20 protein-coding genes and 1 pseudogene are annotated in these 20,308 nt (G+C 44.2%); 13 read left to right on the forward strand and 8 right to left on the reverse strand.

Annotated elements, in window-relative coordinates; all coding sequences use genetic code 11:
* Window positions 1-24: 24 nt before the first annotated feature.
* On the forward strand, window positions 25-780 hold the full coding sequence (locus LEPTO7376_RS28255) for an N-6 DNA methylase (RefSeq protein ID WP_264308977.1): 756 nt from the start codon (window positions 25-27) through the stop codon (window positions 778-780).
* Window positions 728-1,456 carry a class I SAM-dependent DNA methyltransferase gene (locus LEPTO7376_RS28260; RefSeq protein ID WP_264308978.1) on the forward strand — a complete coding sequence of 243 codons (729 nt, stop codon included), beginning with the start codon at window positions 728-730 and terminating at the stop codon, window positions 1,454-1,456. Before LEPTO7376_RS28255 ends, LEPTO7376_RS28260 begins: the two co-directional genes overlap by 53 nt.
* A gap of 183 nt (window positions 1,457-1,639) precedes the next feature.
* Here LEPTO7376_RS28260 and LEPTO7376_RS27310 read toward each other — a convergent pair whose 3' ends face one another.
* Together LEPTO7376_RS27310 and LEPTO7376_RS27315 are read right to left on the reverse strand one after the other, a co-directional pair.
* A complete protein-coding gene (locus tag LEPTO7376_RS27310; RefSeq protein ID WP_041763060.1) occupies window positions 1,640-2,212 on the reverse strand; it encodes an IS630 family transposase in 573 nt (190 codons plus the stop codon).
* 13 nt (window positions 2,213-2,225) lie between these two features.
* Complete coding sequence (locus tag LEPTO7376_RS27315) at window positions 2,226-2,624, reverse strand: transposase (protein ID WP_225901096.1); 399 nt, start codon at window positions 2,622-2,624, stop codon at window positions 2,226-2,228.
* A gap of 37 nt (window positions 2,625-2,661) precedes the next feature.
* Here LEPTO7376_RS27315 and LEPTO7376_RS04555 point away from each other — a divergent pair, with 37 nt between their 5' ends.
* From LEPTO7376_RS04555 to LEPTO7376_RS28270, 6 genes are all read left to right on the forward strand, one after another.
* Complete coding sequence (locus LEPTO7376_RS04555) at window positions 2,662-3,687, forward strand: restriction endonuclease subunit S (RefSeq protein ID WP_225901248.1); 1,026 nt, start codon at window positions 2,662-2,664, stop codon at window positions 3,685-3,687.
* Between the two features lie 70 nt (window positions 3,688-3,757).
* Complete coding sequence (locus LEPTO7376_RS04560; protein ID WP_015133057.1) at window positions 3,758-4,615, forward strand: IS982 family transposase; 858 nt, start codon at window positions 3,758-3,760, stop codon at window positions 4,613-4,615.
* A gap of 204 nt (window positions 4,616-4,819) precedes the next feature.
* Complete coding sequence (locus LEPTO7376_RS23205) at window positions 4,820-5,119, forward strand: type II toxin-antitoxin system Phd/YefM family antitoxin (RefSeq protein WP_015133058.1); 300 nt, start codon at window positions 4,820-4,822, stop codon at window positions 5,117-5,119.
* Window positions 5,101-5,505: a type II toxin-antitoxin system VapC family toxin gene (locus LEPTO7376_RS04570; RefSeq protein WP_015133059.1), complete on the forward strand. Its 405-nt coding sequence runs from the start codon at window positions 5,101-5,103 to the stop codon at window positions 5,503-5,505. Before LEPTO7376_RS23205 ends, LEPTO7376_RS04570 begins: the two co-directional genes overlap by 19 nt.
* 61 nt (window positions 5,506-5,566) lie before the next feature.
* Window positions 5,567-6,544 (forward strand): DEAD/DEAH box helicase family protein, encoded by a 978-nt coding sequence (locus tag LEPTO7376_RS28265; protein ID WP_264308979.1) that lies wholly within the window; start codon window positions 5,567-5,569, stop codon window positions 6,542-6,544.
* Entirely contained in the window at window positions 6,480-7,613 is a 1,134-nt protein-coding gene (locus LEPTO7376_RS28270; protein WP_264308980.1) for a type I restriction endonuclease subunit R, read from the forward strand. Before LEPTO7376_RS28265 ends, LEPTO7376_RS28270 begins: the two co-directional genes overlap by 65 nt.
* 14 nt (window positions 7,614-7,627) lie before the next feature.
* Here the strand turns inward: LEPTO7376_RS28270 and LEPTO7376_RS24405 are convergent.
* A protein-coding gene (locus LEPTO7376_RS24405) for an IS1 family transposase (protein ID WP_015133060.1) occupies window positions 7,628-8,322 on the reverse strand; the annotation gives its coding sequence in 2 pieces (ribosomal slippage) (window positions 7,628-7,998 and window positions 7,998-8,322; 696 coding nt in all).
* Window positions 8,323-8,369: 47 nt separating this feature from the next.
* Here LEPTO7376_RS24405 and LEPTO7376_RS04585 point away from each other — a divergent pair.
* Window positions 8,370-8,945 (forward strand): annotated as a pseudogene (locus LEPTO7376_RS04585) (IS982 family transposase); the annotation flags it as partial.
* 115 nt (window positions 8,946-9,060) lie between these two features.
* Here the strand turns inward: LEPTO7376_RS04585 and LEPTO7376_RS04590 are convergent.
* From LEPTO7376_RS04590 to LEPTO7376_RS04610, 5 genes are all read right to left on the reverse strand, one after another.
* On the reverse strand, window positions 9,061-9,942 hold the full coding sequence (locus tag LEPTO7376_RS04590) for a PTPA-CTERM sorting domain-containing protein (protein WP_015133061.1): 882 nt from the start codon (window positions 9,940-9,942) through the stop codon (window positions 9,061-9,063).
* Window positions 9,943-10,194: 252 nt separating this feature from the next.
* Window positions 10,195-11,085, reverse strand: a complete 891-nt coding sequence (locus tag LEPTO7376_RS04595; protein WP_015133062.1) for a PTPA-CTERM sorting domain-containing protein — start codon at window positions 11,083-11,085, stop codon at window positions 10,195-10,197.
* 481 nt (window positions 11,086-11,566) lie between these two features.
* The gene (locus LEPTO7376_RS04600) at window positions 11,567-12,457 is read right to left on the reverse strand and encodes a PTPA-CTERM sorting domain-containing protein (RefSeq protein WP_015133063.1); all 891 of its coding nucleotides are present in this window, start codon (window positions 12,455-12,457) and stop codon (window positions 11,567-11,569) included.
* A gap of 351 nt (window positions 12,458-12,808) precedes the next feature.
* A complete protein-coding gene (ispE, locus tag LEPTO7376_RS04605; RefSeq protein WP_015133064.1) occupies window positions 12,809-13,759 on the reverse strand; it encodes a 4-(cytidine 5'-diphospho)-2-C-methyl-D-erythritol kinase in 951 nt (316 codons plus the stop codon).
* A 77-nt stretch (window positions 13,760-13,836) separates the two neighbouring features.
* Entirely contained in the window at window positions 13,837-17,133 is a 3,297-nt protein-coding gene (locus tag LEPTO7376_RS04610) for a CHAT domain-containing protein (RefSeq protein WP_015133065.1), read from the reverse strand.
* A gap of 129 nt (window positions 17,134-17,262) precedes the next feature.
* Here LEPTO7376_RS04610 and LEPTO7376_RS04615 point away from each other — a divergent pair, with 129 nt between their 5' ends.
* The 4 genes from LEPTO7376_RS04615 (at window position 17,263) to LEPTO7376_RS04630 (ending at window position 20,303) form a co-directional block, all read left to right on the forward strand.
* Window positions 17,263-17,502 (forward strand): DUF6737 family protein, encoded by a 240-nt coding sequence (locus tag LEPTO7376_RS04615; RefSeq protein ID WP_015133066.1) that lies wholly within the window; start codon window positions 17,263-17,265, stop codon window positions 17,500-17,502.
* A 251-nt stretch (window positions 17,503-17,753) separates the two neighbouring features.
* A complete protein-coding gene (locus tag LEPTO7376_RS04620; protein ID WP_015133067.1) occupies window positions 17,754-18,542 on the forward strand; it encodes a PspA/IM30 family protein in 789 nt (262 codons plus the stop codon).
* Between the two features lie 249 nt (window positions 18,543-18,791).
* Window positions 18,792-19,118: a co-chaperone YbbN gene (locus LEPTO7376_RS04625; RefSeq protein WP_015133068.1), complete on the forward strand. Its 327-nt coding sequence runs from the start codon at window positions 18,792-18,794 to the stop codon at window positions 19,116-19,118.
* 15 nt (window positions 19,119-19,133) lie between these two features.
* Window positions 19,134-20,303, forward strand: a complete 1,170-nt coding sequence (locus tag LEPTO7376_RS04630; RefSeq protein ID WP_015133069.1) for an LL-diaminopimelate aminotransferase — start codon at window positions 19,134-19,136, stop codon at window positions 20,301-20,303.
* Window positions 20,304-20,308: the final 5 nt, after the last annotated feature.

Raw genomic sequence — 20,308 nt, forward strand, 5'->3', positions numbered from 1 at the left:
CTTAGGTTCCCTATTCCCCCGGCTATGTTTGAGCAGACGTTTAAAAATATTGATGATGTGCTTCGCAAAGAGGCGGGCTGTGCAACGGAGTTGGATTATGCGGAACAGATTTCGTGGATTCTCTTTCTGAAATATCTGGATGATCTTGAAGGCGATCGCCAGAATAAAGCGCTTTTAACAGGGGGAAAATACGAGCCGTTATTGGATGAGGCTTATCGCTGGAAAAGTTGGGCTTATCCAAAGGATGAAAAGGGTGAACTGATTAAAACGGCGGCAGTAGGAGATGATCTGATCGCGTTTGTGAGCGGGGAGCTTTTTCCCTATTTGGCGAGTTTTAAAGGCTATGCGGAAAAGGGAACGTTTGGGGCGAAGATTGGGGAGATTTTTTCGGGGTTAACGAACAAGTTTCAGAGTGGTTACAATCTGCGGGAAGTTCTGGAAAGTATTGATGGACTTCAGTTTCAGACGCAGCAGCAAAAGCATGAGCTTTCGGATTTATATGAGACTCGCATCAAAAATATGGGTAATGCGGGGCGCAATGGTGGGGAATATTACACGCCGCGTCCGTTGATTCGGGCAATGATTCAGGTGATAAAACCGCAGCTTGGGGAGACGATTTATGATGGAGCGTGCGGTTCGGCGAGGTTCCTCTGTGAGGCTTATGAATATCTGCGTCCGTTGGTGAAGAGTGCGACGAATTTGGAGAGGCTACAAACTCAGACGCTTTATGAGTCTGGCTTACATCATCGGCATCATGAATATGATTTTGCATGGGATTGAAGCGCCGAATATTATCCAGACGAATACGCTGACGGAGGATATTCAGGGGATTCAGGAGAAGGATCGCCATGATGTGATTTTGGCTAATCCACCTTTTGGGGGCAAGGAACGAAAGGAGATTAAGCAAAATTTCACGATTCAGACGGGGGAAACGGCGTTTCTTTTTCTTCAGCATTTTATTAAGAGTCTCAGGGCTGGGGGTCGGGGGGTGATCGTCATCAAAAACACGTTTTTGTCGAATGCGGATAATGCGTCGCGGGCGTTGCGGCAGGAACTTACGTCGTCTTGTAATCTCCATACGGTGTTGGATTGTCCGGGGGGAACGTTCCTTGGGGCTGAGGTAAAAACGGTGGTGCTGTTTTTTGAGAAGGGGAAACCGACGGAAAGGGTTTGGTTTTATCAGCTTGATCCGGGACGGAATATGGGGAAAACGAATCCGCTGAATGATGATGATCTAAAGGAGTTTGTGGCGTTTCAATCGTCTTTCAAGGAGTCGGAACGGTCTTGGTTTGTGGAGATGAAGGATGTGGATCAGGACTCGTTTGATCTGTCGGTAAAGAATCCGAATGCGCCGGAAGAGGAACCGTTACGGGAACCGGATGTGATCTTAAAAGAGATTGCTGATCTGGATCGGGAAAGTGCAAAGATTTTAGCGGTTATTGGGGAAATGTTGTGATGAATTGGGAAGTCAAAAAAATTAGCGAAGTTTGTAAAATAAAGCCTCAAAAGAAAGAATCGAAACAAAATCTTTCTGATGCATCTCTAGTCTCATTTGTTCCAATGAATAAACTTGGCATTCTTTCAAAAGATCTGATTCTAGAGGAAGAAAAAAGGTTAGAAGATGTTTATATAGCAATTTCTAGTCGAGTGAGGTGCAATAGCAGCAATGTGTAAACCAGCATCGAATATCATCAAGGGTAATCTTGGAAAAAGCTACCTCAATTGCCTTGTCTAGAGCTAGATAAGTTCTTGCCCCGATACTTTTCAAGGTACTTTTCAACTTTGACCAGCAATTTTCAATGGGTGAAAAATCTGGAGAATAGGGAGGAAGGTAAATCAACTTAGCTCCCACGGCCTCAATCATTGTGCGTACTGACTCTCCTAAATGAATCGAACAGTTATCCATCACCACACATGCTCCCGCCCATAAGTTTGGTATTAACTTCTGGCTGATGAATGCTTCAAAGGTTAATCCATCCGTACTCCCCAGCAGATGATAATTAGCGACCATTCCCTTGAAGCCTAATGCTCCAATCAAAGAAACATTCTTGCCTCGTTTACTGGATTTCGGACTATAAGCTCGTTTCCCTTTCTCAGAACGTGCCCTCAGTCTTGTCATGGCTAAGTTCACGCCCGATTCATCGATAAAAATCAAGTTTTTCGCTAGAGTCGCTTGCATTTTCTGCCAAAAATCATATCTGGCTTGTTGCACTCGTTTTGTCGCCTTAAGGTCTGGATAGAATGTTTTTTTTGAGGCTATATCCCATTCTTCTTAAGGTGCGATGCATGGTGCTATTGGCCACACGGAGACCAGTGCGTTTCTCCATCTCATCACATAGTTCCGCTAGCGTCGCATCGTTTTTCTTGGTGAGCAACTGGCGCAATATTGTTTGATGCTCTTCGTTTAATTTGGGAGGTGTTTGTTGGCTTCGTTTTTTCGGAGCAATCGACCCTGTCAGTCGTTTTTGGTCGAGGAGCTTTTGTACAAAACTTTTCGCCACTCCAAATTGTCGGGCAAGACTACTTTGACTCACACCACCCCTTTCGTAGGCATCCACTATTTTCTGTCTTAAGTCTAATGAGTAGGCTTTCGGCAAGATGCTACTTTCTTCCTCACCAGTCAACTCACCTATACTACTTCATACACCTTGCTAGGCTGAAATTTGCTGTAAAGGCTATGTTTATTTTGCTGACAATGATGTTTTACTTGCAAAAATAACTCCATGCTTTGAAAACGGTAAACTAGGTATTGCGAGAAATCTAAAAAATGGCGTTGGGTTTGGGTCTAGTGAATATGTCGTTTTTCGTTCAAAGGGTGAGATAGATCCAGAATATCTATTTTATTTTCTCTCACAGGATTGTTTTCGTATTGAAGGCGCACGCGTAATGTCTGGAGCTGTAGGACATAAGCGAGTTCCAAAAGAATTTATCGAAAACTATTTAATTCCTGTTCCACCACTTGAAGAGCAGAAGCAGATTGTCAATATTTTAGATGAGGTTTTTGAGGTGATCGCCCTTGTAGAAGACAACACCAAAAGAAATCTAGCTAATGCCGATGAACTCTTCGAGAGCTATCTAAACAAAATTTTCACAGAGAAAGAGGATGAATGGATTGAAGAAAAATTAGGCACAATCGCTGATTTTAGAAATGGTCTTAACTTCACAAAAAGCAGCAGAGGTGAAGTCATTAAAATTGTTGGGGTAAAAGATTTTCAAAATCACTTTTTTATTCAGGATAATCAATTGGAATCGGTGACAATAGATTCTACTATTAAAGAAATAGATATTCTTAAGGAAGGAGATATTTTGACTGTTCGTTCTAATGGAAATAAAGAGCTAATTGGACGTTGTATACTTGCAAATAAGCTCACAGAGAAAACATCTCATTCTTGGTTTACAATTAGAATTAAAATCACGAAAGATAATGTTTTCCCACAATTTTCAGTCTATTTTTTGAAATCCAGTAAGTTGCGAAAAAAATTGACTGAAAGTGGTGGTGGAATTAACATTAGTAGCCTAAATCAAAAAAGCTTATCATTGCTGGAATTAACTTTTCCTTCTTTAGAAAAACAAAAAGTAATTGTCGAACAAATAAAGCAGTTATCGATTGAGACGCAAAAGCTCGAAAGTATCTATCAGCGCAAATTAGAAGTCCTTGCCGAGTTAAAACAATCTATCCTAACGTGAGTTCTGGATAAGGAAAGAAAAGGAGAAAGTCCATATCGTGGAAGTTGTAACGAATCCACGGCTTTCTCCCATGTCCAGTCTAGAGGCTCTGTTTTGCCATGTTAATGATTTCTGCCAAGTCTTTGAACCCTTATGGCATCAAGCGTTACTCAGCTCTGGCAAAAAATACCGTCGCCGTCAGAGAAGCCTCAGTCTGAGTGAGGTGATGACTATTCTCATTGCTTTCCATCAATCTCACTATCGAAATTTCAAGCATTTCTATCTCATCAAGGTGAAATGCGATTGGCAACAAGAGTTTCCTCTAGCTGTGAGCTATCAACGCTTTGTGACATGGATACTTTCGAGCTTGATTCCTCTCTGTACATATCTGCGACGATGCTTCGGACAATACACTGGTATTAGCTTCATTGATGCCACCAGCATCAAGGTTTGCCATAATCGCCGTATCTCTCAACACCGTGTTTTTGAAGGTTGCGCGGCAAGGGGCAAGACTTCGGTGGGATGGTTCTTCGGCTTCAAACTACACCTGGTCATCAATGAGCGAGGAGAATTACTCAACGTCCAAGTGACGCCCGGAAATACCGATGACCGCCAACCTATAGTGGAGTTATGGCAAGACTTATGGGGTAAAGTCTTTGCCGATAAAGGCTATGTCTCACAATCTTTAGCCCAGCATCTTCAAGAGGAACATGAGGTGACCCTAATGGCTGAACCTCGTCGAAATATGAAGCATCATTTGATGGTTTATCAAGATAAACTTTTTGCTCGTAAGCGGGCTTTGATTGAGACAGTTATTGACCAACTGAAGAACATCTCACAGATTGAACATTCCCGACATCGCAGTCCCACAAACTTTTGTGTGAACTTGCTGTGTGGGCTGATTGCTTACTGCCATCAACCCAAAAAACCTTCTTTACAGCTTGATTAGACCTATCATTCCTTATCCAGAACTCACGTTACATAGATAAAATTCCAAACAAACTCTTGATTTATAGGAGTTTCAGTCTAACTTGTCGGAATTTCATCCTAATTCCTTAACCCGAACTCACGTTATCCTACAAAAATCCTTCACCGGACAATTCACCCAGTAGATCAAGCTAAAATGTACAAAATAGACAAAACGTAAATTGTCATGCAGACCTACACCCTCACCGAAGTCCGCAACCAGCACGGCAAAATCTTTGACCGCGCCAAACTTGAACCCGTCCTAATCACCAAACAGAAACGCCCCAGCCACGTCATCCTGTCCGCCGAAGCCTACCAAAAACTAATCGAACACATCCAAACCCTCACCGGAGAAGATCAACCCCCCAATCCAGTGTCAGCAGACAACAAACCCCGTATCCCCGGACTTCTTCAGGGCAAGCTAAGCGACACATTTTTTGAACCCCTACCCGAATCAGAACTACAACAATGGGAAATCGCTATCTAATCGACACCCATATCCTGTTGTGGTGGATTTTCAACGACCCAAAACTAGATCAAACCAGCCAAACCACCATCAAAGATCCGCAAAACCAAATATTAGTTAGCAGTGCATCCGCATGGGAAATCGCCACAAAGTACCGCATCAGCAAACTCCCAGAAGCAAAAGAATTGCTGGAAAACTACCAACAAATTCTGATGCAAGCCCAGTTTCTCGAACTGAGTATTACGACAGCCCACGCCCTGAGAGCTGGATTATTACCCATTGAGCATCGAGACCCCTTCGACCGGATGATCATGGCACAGAGTGAACTCGAACAAATCCCAGTCATCACCCATGACCCTGCCTTCCAAACAGAATTCATCACCATCATCCCCGCCTCCAGACAATGAATGAATCAGAAACCAGAGCCGAACTGATTGCCCTGCCCTTAAAGCAGCAGGCTGGGGAGAGATGAAAGACAGTCGTATCAAGAGAGAAGTTATCGCCCCCGGTCGGTTAGTCGGTTCTGGCAAGCGCAGCCGTTCTAAATATTGTGACTATGTACTGGTCTATAAAAATCAAAAATTAGCTGCCCTCGAAGCAAAAAAACGAGATTTACACCCCACCGAAGAACTCGGACAAGCAAAAGATTACGCAGAACGATTAAAAACCCCCTTTGCCCTCTGCACCAACGGCGAAAAAATCTATCAAGTCGATATGCGAACAGGGGAAGAAAAATATATAGACCAATACCCCAGCCCAGCCGAACTCTGGGGACTGACCTACCCCACCGAAAACCATTGGCGAAACCGATTTTCAGAGATTCCCTTTGAAGACAAAGGCGGCACATGGGAAGCCCGCTACTACCAACACAATGCCATCGAAGCCGTCCTAGCAGCCATTAGCCATGGCGAAAACCGGATGTTGCTGACCCTTGCCACTGGCACTGGCAAAACCTTTATTGCCTTTCAACTCGCATGGAAACTATTCCAGAGCAAATGGAACATCAGCGGTGAACCGACCCACCGACCCCGAATATTATTTCTCGCTGACCGAAATATCCTCGCCAACCAAGCCTTTAACTCTTTCGGAGCCTTCCCAGAAGATGCCCTCGTTCGCATCGAACCCAAAGAAATCAAGAAAAAAGGCAAAGTCCCAAAAAATGGCAGTCTATTTTTCACCATCTTCCAAACCTTTATGAGCGAGAAAAGTGAAGCAGAAACAGCCCACTTTTATGACTATGCTCCCGACTTCTTTGACTTTGTGATCATCGATGAATGTCACCGAGGCGGCGCTAACGACGAAAGCACATGGCGTAAAATCCTCGAATACTTTTCTTCGGCCGTTCAACTAGGCTTAACCGCCACTCCCAAACGAGATCTCAATGGCGACACCTACAAATACTTTGGCGAACCCCTCTACTACCTATTCCCTCAAAGAAGGCATTAACGATGGCTACCTGACTCCCTTCAAAGTCGTGCAGTTCACCACAACCCTCGACGAATACCAATACGACCCTGATGATGATTTGCTCGAAGGCGAGATCGATACAGACAAAGTTTATGAAGAAAAAGACTTTAACCGCATCATCGAGATGGAAGAGCGGGAAAAACAACGAGTACAGCTTTTCATGGAAGCCATTAACCAGAATGAAAAAACCTTAGTTTTCTGCGCCACCCAAGACCATGCCCTAGTGGTACGGGATCTGATTAACCAGATGAAAATCAGCACCGACCCAAACTACTGTGTGAGAGTCACTGCAAACGATGGCAGCATTGGCGAAACAAACCTTAAAACCTTTCAGGACAACGAAAAAACGATTCCCACCATCCTCACCACCTCCAGAAAACTCTCTACCGGGGTAGATGCTCGCAACGTCCGAAATATTGTGCTGATGCGTCCCATTAAATCGATGATCGAATTTAAACAAATCATCGGTCGCGGTACAAGACTTTTCGATAACAAAGACTATTTCACCATTTACGATTTCGTGAAAGCCTACGAACATTTTCAAGATGAGGAATGGGACGGCGAACCCCAAGAACCCGTAGTTGTTGACCCAAAATCTGGCAATGGATCAGATCGAGCAAAAGACAGGCCTGATAATCCTTATACAGTTGAACCCAAAGGAACAAACCGTAAAGTCAAAATCAAATTAGCTGACGGGAAAGAACGAGAACTCGAACAGACCCAAACCACCACTTTTTGGAGTGCAGACGGTAAACCCATTTCTGCTGAAGAATTTATCAAAAAACTGTTTGGTGATATTCCCGACCTATTCCAAGATGAAACCGAATTACGCACCCTTTGGAGCCGTCCTGATACCCGTAAATCGTTACTCACCGGACTCACAGAAAAAGGCTATGGCGATGCAGAACTGAAGGTGATCGCCCGGATTATCAATGCCGAAAAAAGCGATATCTATGACGTGCTCACCTACATTGCCTATGCAGCCAAACCGATCACCAGAGAAGATCGGGTTATCAAGCATAAGGATTTGATTTTTTGGCGTTGGTGAATTGAGGTATGAATCTATGAGGGTCGAGGGATAGGAACATCCCAGAACTTGAGATAGTGAATCAGCAATCGAATCGAATGCTCTAACATTTCCACAGACTTTGAATAACATAAGGTCTTTCGATGGAGTCGAGCGAGATAATGCCGCAATCGAGTGTTCTCTCCTTCGACGCGAGTCATATAGGTCTTACTGACAATCTGGTCCCCATCGGGTACAAAGATGGGATAAACTTTCCAGCCATCTGTGACGTAAAAGAAGCATCTCCAGAGACTAACGATTGCCCATAGTGGCTTGAATGTCTCTGCACTTCTGTCACCAATAGTCCAAGCAAGAATACCTGGTTGAAAGTGGTCTACGGCAGTCCAGAGCCAGACCTTATTTTTTTAGCACCGACGAATGTTTGAAGTTCATCGAGTTCGCCAACCTGAGGCACCTGCTCAGGTGCATAAGCATCAGGTAGCAATTCAGCGACTTCTTTGACCCAAGTGATTACGGTAGTGTGGTGCACTCCTTTCACCCGTTCAATGGCTCGAAAGCCCATACCGTTGGCATACATTTTGAGGCCTTCACGTTTGAAGGACTTTGAGTAGCCGAGCTGGCTGTAGCGGTCGATAAACTGACGACCGCAATCTACACAGATGTGATTCTGTTTGCCTTTTTTCTTTCCGTTCTTACGGATATGAGCAGATTGGCATTCTGGACATTCCATTGGGTCTGCATCCTCAAATTCATACTCCTATTCTGCAACGCCCTTATCCGAACTCACGTTATTTATGTGACTGTTATGGAGATTGCACAGGCATTAGTTTCATTGATGCCACCAGTATCAAAGTTTGTCACAATCGCCGTATTGTCCGACATCGAGTCTTTAACGGTCATGCCGCTAGAGGGAAAACCTCTATTGGGTGGTTCTTTGGCTTCAAACTCCATCTGGTCATTAATGATCGGGGAGAATTACTTCATGTACAAATCACTCCTGGCAATATTGATGACAGAAAGCCTGTCGTCGAACTGTTACGGAATTTATTCAGCAAAGTCTTTGGAGATAAGGGCTATGTGTCCCAAGCTCTGGCACAACATCTCAAAGAAGAACATGATGTGATGTTAATTGCTAAGCCTCGCCGCAATATGAAGAATCGCTTGATGCTCTGGCAAGATACATTCATCGCTCATAAACGAGCTTTGATTGAAACAGTGATTGACCAACTGAAGAACATTTCTCAGATTGAGCATTCTCGCCATCGTAGTCCAGCGAACTTCTGCGTCAATTTGCTCTGTGGCTTGATTGCCTCTTGTCATCAGCCTAAGATACCTTCTCTCCAACTCAATTAGAGTCTCTTTTCCTTATCCAGAACTCACGTCAGGTTAGATAATTAAATCTATTGCTAGGCGATCGCCCCTTGAATATCTCAATCGACTCAAACTTTTGTGAGGTTATGCAGCGAAATCAGAATCCAGAACACTCTGCTGAGTCATTCTTTTTACGAGATGCAGCGCCAAACATGCCGAGAATGGCAGGGAGAATCATGGCAGGAGTCGGCACCTCATTCGGATGATCTGAAAAAGATTCGTAATGGCCAGCAAGCATATCGTTATTACATTCCATCGCGAGATGATACAGGGCTTTCCCTGTTGGGAGTAATCCTTTATCAAAGGTAAATGCGATCAGCTCTGAGCCAGCATTCCCAAAAAAGTCAAAATCTAGTCCCAAGCTATTCACATTGGAGATAAATTCGATATCGCCAATTTTCGTCCCTAAACTAATTGATGTAGGTGTAGCTTGATCTAAATCGAAATAGGAATCGTCATAGACCAGATCCCCAATTTTCGGTGTAACTCCATTCCCTAAGACACTGTCGTTATATTCCTGCAAAGAATTCCAACCAGAATTAATGTCTGACACGGATGTTGCTGTCACGTTGCTATAAATACCGAGCTCAGAAACACCGGAATCATTATTCGCAGCAAAATGAATGCCAAATAATTCGCCGTTCGTTTCATCTAAACTTTTGCCAGTGAAATTCAACAGAATGTCAGCAAAATGAACTTTGCCATCTTCTGCCGAAAGGGAATCAACACCATTTTCTAAATTGACATTGGAGCTAATGGCCACGGTAACGGTGTCATCAACCACTCTATAGGCGGTGCCAAAAATTTCATAGAGTCCATTTCCATTGGCGTCGAATGGTGTGGAGTCGTTATAGGTATCAATCGAATAATTCCAGCCATTATGCACAACAAATGCATCGGCTGGTCTTTCCACGGCAAAGCCTCCAGTGATCGCCCCAACGGTCATCAAGCCCAATCCCAATCCTTTTCGGAGTTTCATATCTACCCAATCCTTAAGCTCTAACTACATGTTTCTGTAGTAGATGCAGTCGAGTTATCCAAAGCGACACTTTATCCAAAGCGACACTCGATTCGTCAACACCTTAACATCAGTTTTTTGAGATTGTGCTGGATTATTAAGAGACAAGAAAATAGGCGATCGCCGGTCAAGACAACAAAGTATCTATGAGGCGATCGCCTAACGCAATCAAGGATATTTTAAGAAAAGACAGATTATGAGGAGAATGCAATGCTATGCGAGTTCATCTTCCGCATCTTTCTTGCGGGATGCAGCGCCAAACATACCAAGAATCGTCGGCAGAATTACAGCAGGAGTCGGAACAGCTTCTCCTTCAAAAGCACCACCAATCACATCGTTATTACACTCAAATCCAAGGTGATATAGACCTTTGCCTCTGGGGAAGAAGCCTGACTCAAACGTAAAGGCGATCGTATGAACACCTTCTTTTCTTGATGGATGGAAATAACCGAAATCTAAACCTAAACTTGCGACTTCTTCAACATCGAGCATGTCAATATCGCCCACTTTTGTACCAGAAGCAATAGAGTTTAGAGGCTGAGCCAATTCGCCACCAAAATATGCATCGTCATTCTTGAAGATCGAGCCATCGCCAATGCTAGCGGTAACACCTTTATTACTTAGTTTTTTATTATATTTTTTGAGATTCTTCTGATGATAATTGCCAGCTGCCATTTGAGCCGTTACGTCGCTATACACGCCAACAGGAACGAGAGAGTCACTATTTGGTGCAAAACGAATACCGAAGAGATCTGCATTTTCACTGGCTGTTTGTAGGTCATCACCAGAGAAATTAAAAATGAGATCACCAAAATCTAATCTTCCATCATCTGAAGCACCGTTTGAGCGCCCATCTTCTAGATCCATATTGGAGTTAATAGCGATTGTTGTAATGCCATTAGCAACTTTATAGGCCATGCCATAGATTTCATAGCCACTATTACCATGGCGATTAAAGCCTAAGCCATCATTGAAAGTATCTATTTCATAATTCCAGCCATCTTTAACAACGAAGGCATCCGCTGGTTTCACATCAGCAAGAAAACTACCGGCGATCGCCCCAGTAACAACTAAACCCAAACCCAATACTTTTTTGACGTTCATCTTTTTACCCAATCTCAAGAATTTATCTATGTTTTCTCTGAAGTCGATACAGCCTAAATCTTTCCCAGATGAGAACACTATAAGGAAACCCTAAGGATACTCACATCCGTATTTAAACGGAGGTTTTCAGAGATTCATGGAAGCTTTAAAGGACAAAAATAAGACCTCTCTTTTTTCAGATCAGACTTTATAAAATATCCGTTTTAATACGGTGATAAATTCTTTTTCTTATCCTTATTTTCTATATCCACATAAGTGTTTCCTTTTGCATTTCTCTGTAAGAATCAAATGGTCAACAAAGCAGATCGAGCAAAATGGCGATCGCCACATAGATAAATAAAGAAAAAGCGACCCCAGAAGTTTTTCACTCGATGCAATACGAGGAAAATAACTTTTGGGGTCGTTAGAGAGTTCATTGGCGATCGCCCAACGCCATCAAAACTCTCTTATATAAAAGTCAATTGATAAAGAAGACTCAAAGTTAAGCGAGTTGCTCATCGTCAGAGTTTTTCTTGCGGGATGCAGCGCCAAACATACCAAGAATGGCGGGGAGAATAGCAGCAGGTGTTGGAACAGCTTCTCCTTCAAACTCTCCTCCAATCACATCGTTATTGCACTCAAACCCTAGATGGTAAAGAGCGGATCCTGCAGGTAGCAAACCATAGTCAAAGCTAAAGGCAATTGTTTGATTCCCTTGCTTAGCGCCATGGAAATAGCCGAAATCCAGACCCAAACTGGCAATCTCTTCGGGGGAGAGCATCTCAATATCACCAATTTTATTGCCAGAAGCAATAGAGTTTAATGGCTGACCAGATGCCCCACCAAAGTAATCATCGATGTTGTTAAAGACACTGCCATCACCAATACTGGGGTTAATGTCGTACGGTGCTAAAACATCGTTATATGCTTGTAGGCTATCCCACTGAAAATTTCCCGGTGCTAACTGAGCCGTAACATCCTCATAGACACCAATCTCCGCAACACCAGAATCACTGTTGGGAGCAAATCGAATACCGAACAAGTCAGCATTTGCACTTGCTGTCTGTAGATCATCTCCACTGAAATTGATCAGCAGATCACCAAAATCAAGTCTGCCATCTTCTGAGCCGCTTGATGCGTATCCATCTTCTAGAACCATATTGGAGTTTATGGCAATTGTGGCAATACCATTGGAGACTTTGTAAGCCATACCATAAAGTTCATAAGCACTACTACCATCAGTTCTTACTGGAGTCGCATCATTGTAAACATCGATTTCATAATTCCAGCCATCTTTGATTACAAATGCTTCTGCTGGTTTCACTACGATTAAACTACTGGCGATCGCCCCTGTGGCAACTAAACCTAAACCTAATAATTTTTTGATACTCATTTTTTACCTAATCCTAAGACCAAATTCAGTTCATTCTTTGAGGTCGATACAGCCTGAAAATCTCGAAGACAACAACACTATAAGGAAGTTCTCAGGATACTCACATCCGTAATTAAACTGATATTTTCGAAGGTTTACTAAAGCTTTAAATAGATAAAATACAGACATTCTTTTGTCGTTCTAGACTTAACAAACTATTCGTTTAAATACGGAGAGAAGTCTATTTTTTGTACTCAATCTCTTTTTGCCACTTAAGTGATCACAGTAATCTTTGAGTTCAATGAAAAACAAATTAGTAAAACATTGAAATAAAGCAATCTCTTTCTCTTAGGATTCACATATATAGAAAGATTATTCGATGAGTGTTGCATTAATGCCATGACAAGAGATGTGAGTCACCCAGAGATCTAAATCGGCATCATTAAGTTCTGCGGCGACTGCTGTTTTGAGATTATTGGCTTCTGTGACGGAATTACAGAGAGCAAACACACTAGGGCCAGAGCCAGACATCATTGTGCCGATCGCTCCATGTTTTGCGAAACAATCGCGTAATTTTTTGACCTGGGGAAATTCGGGCAAGACAACTTTTTCGAGGTCATTGTAGAGTTCAGCGGCGATCGCCTCGATATTTTTCTGTTGAATCGCCTGAATTAGTCCGCCGGAATGGATTTGCTTCATGCGTGCCTGCCAACTGTCGTCGTCGGGTAGATAGCCTTCTTCAAATTGCTTGCGGTAGGTTTGGTAAGCCCATGGAGTTGAAACGGCAATATTGCTATATTTCGCGAGCACAACTGGAATGCCGTCTAAATCAGGCAACGGGTCGAGAATTTCACCACGCCCCGTGGCGATCGCCGTGCCTCCACCAATACAAAACGGCACATCAGATCCCAGTTCAGCAGCCAATTCTTGTAAATCAGGCTGGGTCAATCCCAATTGCCAGAGCAAATTCAATCCGACCAATACCGCTGCACCGTTCCCCGATCCTCCGGCTAAACCTGCCGCTACTGGAATATTTTTTTCGATAGTGATATCGACGCCACCAAACTTGTCATAGGCCTTCGGAAAACGACTCATCATCAGTTGAGCAGCACGATAGGCGATATTACTTTCATTGAGGGGCACTTGGGGATGTTGGCAATATAAATTGATGCCGCTACCACGCTGGGATTTGACTTCAATGCGATCACGGAGACCAATTGTCTGCATTACCATCACGAGCTCATGGAAGCCGTCCGGGCGATCGCCCAAGATTTCGAGATAGAGATTAATTTTCGCGGGGGCAGTCAAAATGTAACCGGACATCGCACATCACCAAGCAGTAAACCGCCCACCATTATCCGTTTTCGTCCCTCTTTTGGGAAATCACAATTATTCGGTAGTTACTGCCAATCCCCTTGGAAAATAAACGCTGCCCAATAAAACGGATGTTGCCATTCCGTTTCGGTGCGCATCTCCCGTTGGGTTTGTTGGAGAGCCGCCGCCGGGGCAAGATTTTCTTTGAGTAATAGACGATAAAAACGCGTCATAAATTCGGCAGTAGCAGCATCATCCACCTGCCACAAACTCACAATCAAACGAGGTACACCCGCATACATAAAGCCACGACTCAGGCCGACCAAACCTTCTCCTTTGACTTGATCGCCTAATCCCGTTTGGCAAGCACTCAGTACCACTAAGCTGGCATTCAGTTTGAGATTAAAGACATCATTCAGCCGCAAAAAACCATTTTGGGGATTTTCATTTTGGTCAACTAGCGAAAAGACAATACCGGATAATTCGGGCTCCACAGTATTCAAAAAGCCGTGGGTCGCAATGTGAATTAAGTCATAATCCTCCAGACGATCGCCTGTCATCAGATCTCGATTCGCATCAAAATCAAAGGCTTGTAAGGTATCTCCAGACTGTTGGGCGAGCAAATTTAAAATACTTTGGGCTTCGGTGCGTGTACCGAGCAATCGATCCCAATTCACATCATCAAAGCCCTTTGCAGACCGTTTTAGGGCAAGGGAATCGAGGGTCTGACCAGAGGCAAATGTTGGATCTGGATCAGAAGTTGGATTGTCACAAATTGGTGCTCCACCATCCAGGCGACAATCTTGGTTATTAAATACCGGATCCGCAATCATCGCGAGGGAAGCATCTGATTGAATCGGTGTATTTTCATTCACCCGCAAACTTTCCAGCGCAGACACGGAAGGTACATTGACGATTTCGTGGCGATCGCCAAGGGGATTATATTCCTGACCACTGAGACTGAGCACACTGAAGGGAATAAAGTGCAAATCTTCGTCCGCGACAATTACCAATCGTTTTTTATCCAGCTCATCAAGGGCAGGAGCAAGCACCAATTCACTGAGGGTTTGGATCGCATTCAGGCGTTGTTGCGTACGAACACGTTCTAGGTGGGGCGGGAGATTGAGGCGAATGCTCGTAATATTTTGGCGCACCTGCTCAATCGCAGTTTGCAAGGTACCGAGATTAGCAAGCTCATAGCTGACAAAATCATCTTTACTAATCGCCCACAGGTAACTCTTGTTACGGTGGAGCGAATATTGAAACAGCACCGTATCATCATCCAGAATATTTTGCTGTAACTCTTCTACTGAAAGAGGTTCCGGGTATTTGAGATTGGCATATTTCGGACTAGCAAGTCGAATCTCAGTCTGGAGGTCTTTATAAATACTCGTGGTGATCGCCAAATTCTCATCTGCTTCTTTTTTCTCTGTGGATGTGCTCTTCGGATCATTCAAGATGGAGACTCGCGCTTTCTCCACCAAATCTAGCGTCGCCAATAACTCTTTCTCTTGTGCCAGCAAATCTGGGTCTACCCCCTCCCGAATATCAGCATTCGCTTCGGTCAGCAGATCGAGGAGGGTACGGGCACGGGATTGTTCACTCGCCAAAAACGCTTTCTGCGCATAGCCTTGGTTCGGATTTTTGGCTTCCTGCTCCATCAGCAGCTCAATATACAGCTCGTAATAAAATTGAACCGTTGCAAAGTATGACTGCCGCAGCTCGGGACTAGCCACTTTCACCCTTAAATCTTCGACGATTTCAATGGCCGATTCAATGGCGGTGACAGCTATTTCCGTGTTGTTCTGCTGTCGTTCAAAATAGGCAATATTGTAAAACTGCAACGCTTGCCCAGGGCGATCGCCCATCGCTTGGGACAGAGTTAAAGATTCTTGAAAATAATCAATTGCCTTAGCCAACTCATCCTGTTCTGCATAGAGACGACCGAGACGATTTAAAACACTGGCTTCTCCGGGACGGTTACCTGTGTCCTGCGTAATGGGAAGCGCCTGCTCGTAATATTCCAGCGCCCGCTCTGGCCGACCAACGTCAAGAAAAATCAGTCCGATATCACTCAGCGTCGTGGCCTCTCCAAAGCGATCGCCAATTGCTTGCAAGAGCGGTAGCGCTTCGAGGAGATACTCCACAGCTTTTTCGTATTCACCACGATTACGATAAATGCCACCAATATTACCGAGGGTACGCGCTTCCCCTAAACGCTCACCAGCTTCACGAGATAAGACAACAGAAGCCTCATAGTATTCCAGGGCAAGGTCTTCCTCACCCAGATCATCGTAGACAGTACCGAGATTATTAAGCGCAGTCGCTTCTCCGTTACGGTCATTAATTTCGCTATAAATCGCTAATGCTAGAGCATGATGATCTAGAGCTTTTTGGCGATCTCCCAACACGTCATAAATTGCCCCAACGCTGCTAAGGGTACGTGCTTCGCCGCTACGATTACCCACTTCCCGCAGAATAGGCAGCGATTCTTCGTAATATTCGAGGGCAATTTCTAGTTCTCCCAAAGCATGGTGCACAGCACCAATATTATTTAAGGCTGTCCCCTCCCATTGGCGATCGCCGATTTCTCGCATCAACGTTAAGGCTGTCGTATAAAACTCCAATGCTTTTTGCTTGTCGCCAGTACTGGAATATAAATGACCAATATTATTTAAAGCTGCGGCCTCACCAGGCGGATTTTCTGCTTCCTGATGCAAAGCCAGAGATGCTTCGTATCGCTCCAATGCAACATCCTTTTCGCCGAGTAAATCTGAGACGAGACCCAGTTTATTAAGCGTACTGGCTTGCCACGCCACATTTTTCACCTGCTGGAAGAGTTCTAAGGCCGTCAGCCATTTCTCCTCAGCCTGCCGTAAGGAACTTTCCGATCCTTCCTCATATAAAGCAAGCGCCTCTGTAGACAACTTTTCTGCGTCTAAATAGGCAGTTTCAACATCAGACGCATCTCGAACAGTTAAATAGTAAACACCCAACTGATTTGGGTCATGGCTAGAGGGAACGATGTTAATCTTGCCGCCATTTGGATTGTCCAGGATCAAACCAGAGTGAGTGTCTTGATAGTTGTCATTTTCAGCAAGCTTATTCCACTCCTCATCAAACACATAGAGATAGCTATCAAAATCATCACTTCCCAAAAGAATGACTAAATTTTGATCTGGGACAGTATCCACTGCATACGCATCAAGATAATGACCACTATCTAACTGTTCATCATCGGCCGTGAGTTCACCCTGCTCATTAAGAAGATAATCACGTTCTGTTTCTGCAAGGCTTGGAGCAGCAATCCATAATCCACCAGCAAAACTTAGGATGGCACAGGATTTTAAGACGGCAGCGAAAACTGAAGGGCGCATCAACATAGCTAGCGTAAAACTCGGACTATCTCCGATCCTAAAAACGTTTGGGAGAGCAGCGATTAACTCTGTACGAAAATTTATGTCTATCCTTTATCGTTGTTCTAAGGATAACGCTAGGAATCAGTGATATTGATGCAGCAACAACCAGAGACTGAAAAGTTTGATGTGTGGGAATACAAACCATGGTGGTGCCAGCCTTGGTCAATTTTGCTCACGGGTAATGGGGCGATCGCCGGAAGTTGGTTACTCTTCCATCGCTATTGGCTAACAAGCATTGTTGCCATTCCATTGGGGGCATGGATGATATTTTTCATTCTGGTTTATCCCAAAATGATGGCGGAGATGAGCATTAATGAGCCCACTTCACACTAGGGAGGTTCACCATTAATGCAGATCGCGCAATATCAATATCAAGATTTCATATGACCCGAAATCACAAATTGCTATATTGAAGGGGATACGCTCCCAAACACTCTTGAAGTTTTAAAAAGTCAAGGATTTACCGCAATAAACAGTGGAAATGTAAATCCAATGATTAAAATGATATGAGTAAGCTGAATCACCTTTGTGACTCAGTAGATATTAAAAACGTTGCACTAAATTCAGTTTAGAGATAAAGCATCATGGGATTTTTAGATCGTCTTGGTCGTGTTGTTAAAGCGAACCTCAATGATATGGTCAGCAAGGCTGAAGACCCTGAGAAGGTTCTCGAGCAAGCCGTGCAAGACATGGGCGAAAATTTGGTGCAATTGCGCCAGTCCGTTGCCCGGGCGATCGCCGCACAGAAAAAGACAGAACAGCAATACAACAAAAATCAAATTGAAGCGACCAATTGGCAAAAGCGTGCTGAACTGGCAATCGGAAAAGGTGATGAAGCCCTTGCCCGTGAAGCCCTAGTTCGTAAAAAGACCTTTGCCGACACTGCCGCAACCCTCCAACAGCAATTAGCTCAGCAGACTCAGCAGGTTGACACCCTTAAGGAAAACCTTATTGCCCTCGAAAGCAAAATCCAAGAGGCAAAAACAAAGAAAGATATGCTTAAGGCTCGGGCCAATGCAGCTAAGGCCAATGCCCAACTCCAAAACACCATGAACAACATCGACACCAGCAGTGCGATGGGTGCTTTCGAGCGAATGGAAGACAAGATTATGGAGCTAGAAGCCCAGTCCGAATCTATTAATGTTCTTGGGAGTTCCAACCTAGAGCAACAGTTTGCAGCCTTAGAAGCATCAAGTTCTGTGGATGATGAACTGGCAATGCTAAAAGCAGCTCAGAATCCAACCCCTGCCCTTACTGGCACAGAAACAGCCGATACGCCCAGTGAACCACAGGATTCTACTGCTGCTGAAGCAGACTTTTCTGAGGTTGATGCGGAGCTAGAAGCACTCAGAGCTCAGATGAAAAATATTTAAAAATATCACCGTAAAACAGAAGACGAATCAAACAAACTTTGGCTTTAAGCGTTTAGGTTTAATGCCTATTAGATTTTGTCAAAATCATGTGGGGTGGAGGTCATCATTTAGTGCCTTACCTCACTTTTTTATATCTTGGATGCGCCACTGTATTGCTCTTCATAAAGCCCCTGTGTCAGCGATCACCGAAAACTGTTAACGTAGAAAATCGTTCGTTTTTATCGTACTAAGCAAAGGAGTTCACCGCTCGTGAGTGGCAGCGTTTTAGAAATCACCGATTCTCAGTTTGATCAGGAAGTCCTTGCTAGTGATCAAGATATTTTGGTCTATTTTTGGGCAAACTGGTGTGGTCCCTGTCGTCTGGTGTCCCCTTCTGTCAGCTGGGCGGCTCAAGAATATGGCGATCGCCTCAAGGTTGTGAAGCTAGAGATCGACCCGAATCCTGATGCTGTTGCGAAATGCCAAGTAGAAGGTGTCCCAGCACTACGTTTTTTTAAGGCAAAAGAAATCGTCGCGAGCCACGAAGGCGCGATTACGAAACAAGGGTTACAGACATTTGTCGAAGCACAACTTTAATTTCTTATTGATTTTATGTACTTTTCTCGGCGATTAGAGCAGCTCTCAGCCAATGTCTTTGCAGATATGGACAAGGCAAAGGCTGCTGCAGTCGCTACTGGTCAATCTTTAATTGATCTATCCCTTGGTTCCTCGGATTTACCGGCTTCTCCAATTGCCATCGACGCAATCCACAAAGCACTCGATGATCCGAGTACCCATGGCTATGTCCTCCACCGTAATACCCAAGCCTTTCGCGAGGCGATCGCCACCTGGTATACCGAGCGTTATGGCATTGTAGTTGATGCAGCAACAGAAGTTTTACCATTGATTGGCTCCCAAGAAGGCACGGCCCATTTGCCATTAGTGCTAATGGATGAAGATGATGTGGCACTGCTACCCGATCCTGGTTATCCGTCCTATACAGGTGGTGTGGCCTTAGCAAATGGAAAAATCCACTATTTACCATTAACAGCAGAAAACCAGTTTTTACCCAATTTTGATGCGATTCCTTCGGACATTTTGCCCCGCACACGCTTAATGATCCTCAGTTATCCCCACAACCCAACCACTGGAATTGCAACCTTAGATTTTTTCACAAAAGCCGTTGCCTTTTGCCAAGAGAACGATATTGTCCTAGTACATGATTTCCCTTACAACGATATGTATTTTGGGGAGGTAGAACCCCCTTCCGCGCTCCAGGCTGACCCACAAAAATCCTGCTCAATTGAATTTTTCACTTTCTCGAAATCCTTTAATATGGGCGGTTTTCGCATTGCTTTCGCTGTTGGAAATGCCGAGATTATTCAGGGTTTACGTCGATTAAAAGCGGTGGTTGATTTTAATCAATATGCAGGCACTCTCTCTGGGGCGATCGCCGCGTTACAACAAGACAAAGACACAATCACCAAAAATGTCACCGTCTACAAAGCCCGCCGAGATGCCTTGGTAGATGCTCTAAATAAAGTGGGTTGGGATGTCCCAAAACCAGACGCAACATTATATGTTTGGGCAAAGCTACCTGAGAGTTGGGAAGGAACCAGCATCGAATTTTGTACCGAGTTAGTCGCTAAAACAGGAGTGGCCCTCTCCCCTGGTTCTGGGTTTGGCAAGATGGGCGAAGGTTATGTGCGGTTTGCCTTGGTGCAGGAGCCAGAAATCCTGCGAAATGTGGTGCAAAAAATCGATACCTTTTTAACGGTTTAACCAAA

Source organism: [Leptolyngbya] sp. PCC 7376, from assembly GCF_000316605.1.
Classification (GTDB): Bacteria; Cyanobacteriota; Cyanobacteriia; order Cyanobacteriales; family MRBY01; genus MRBY01.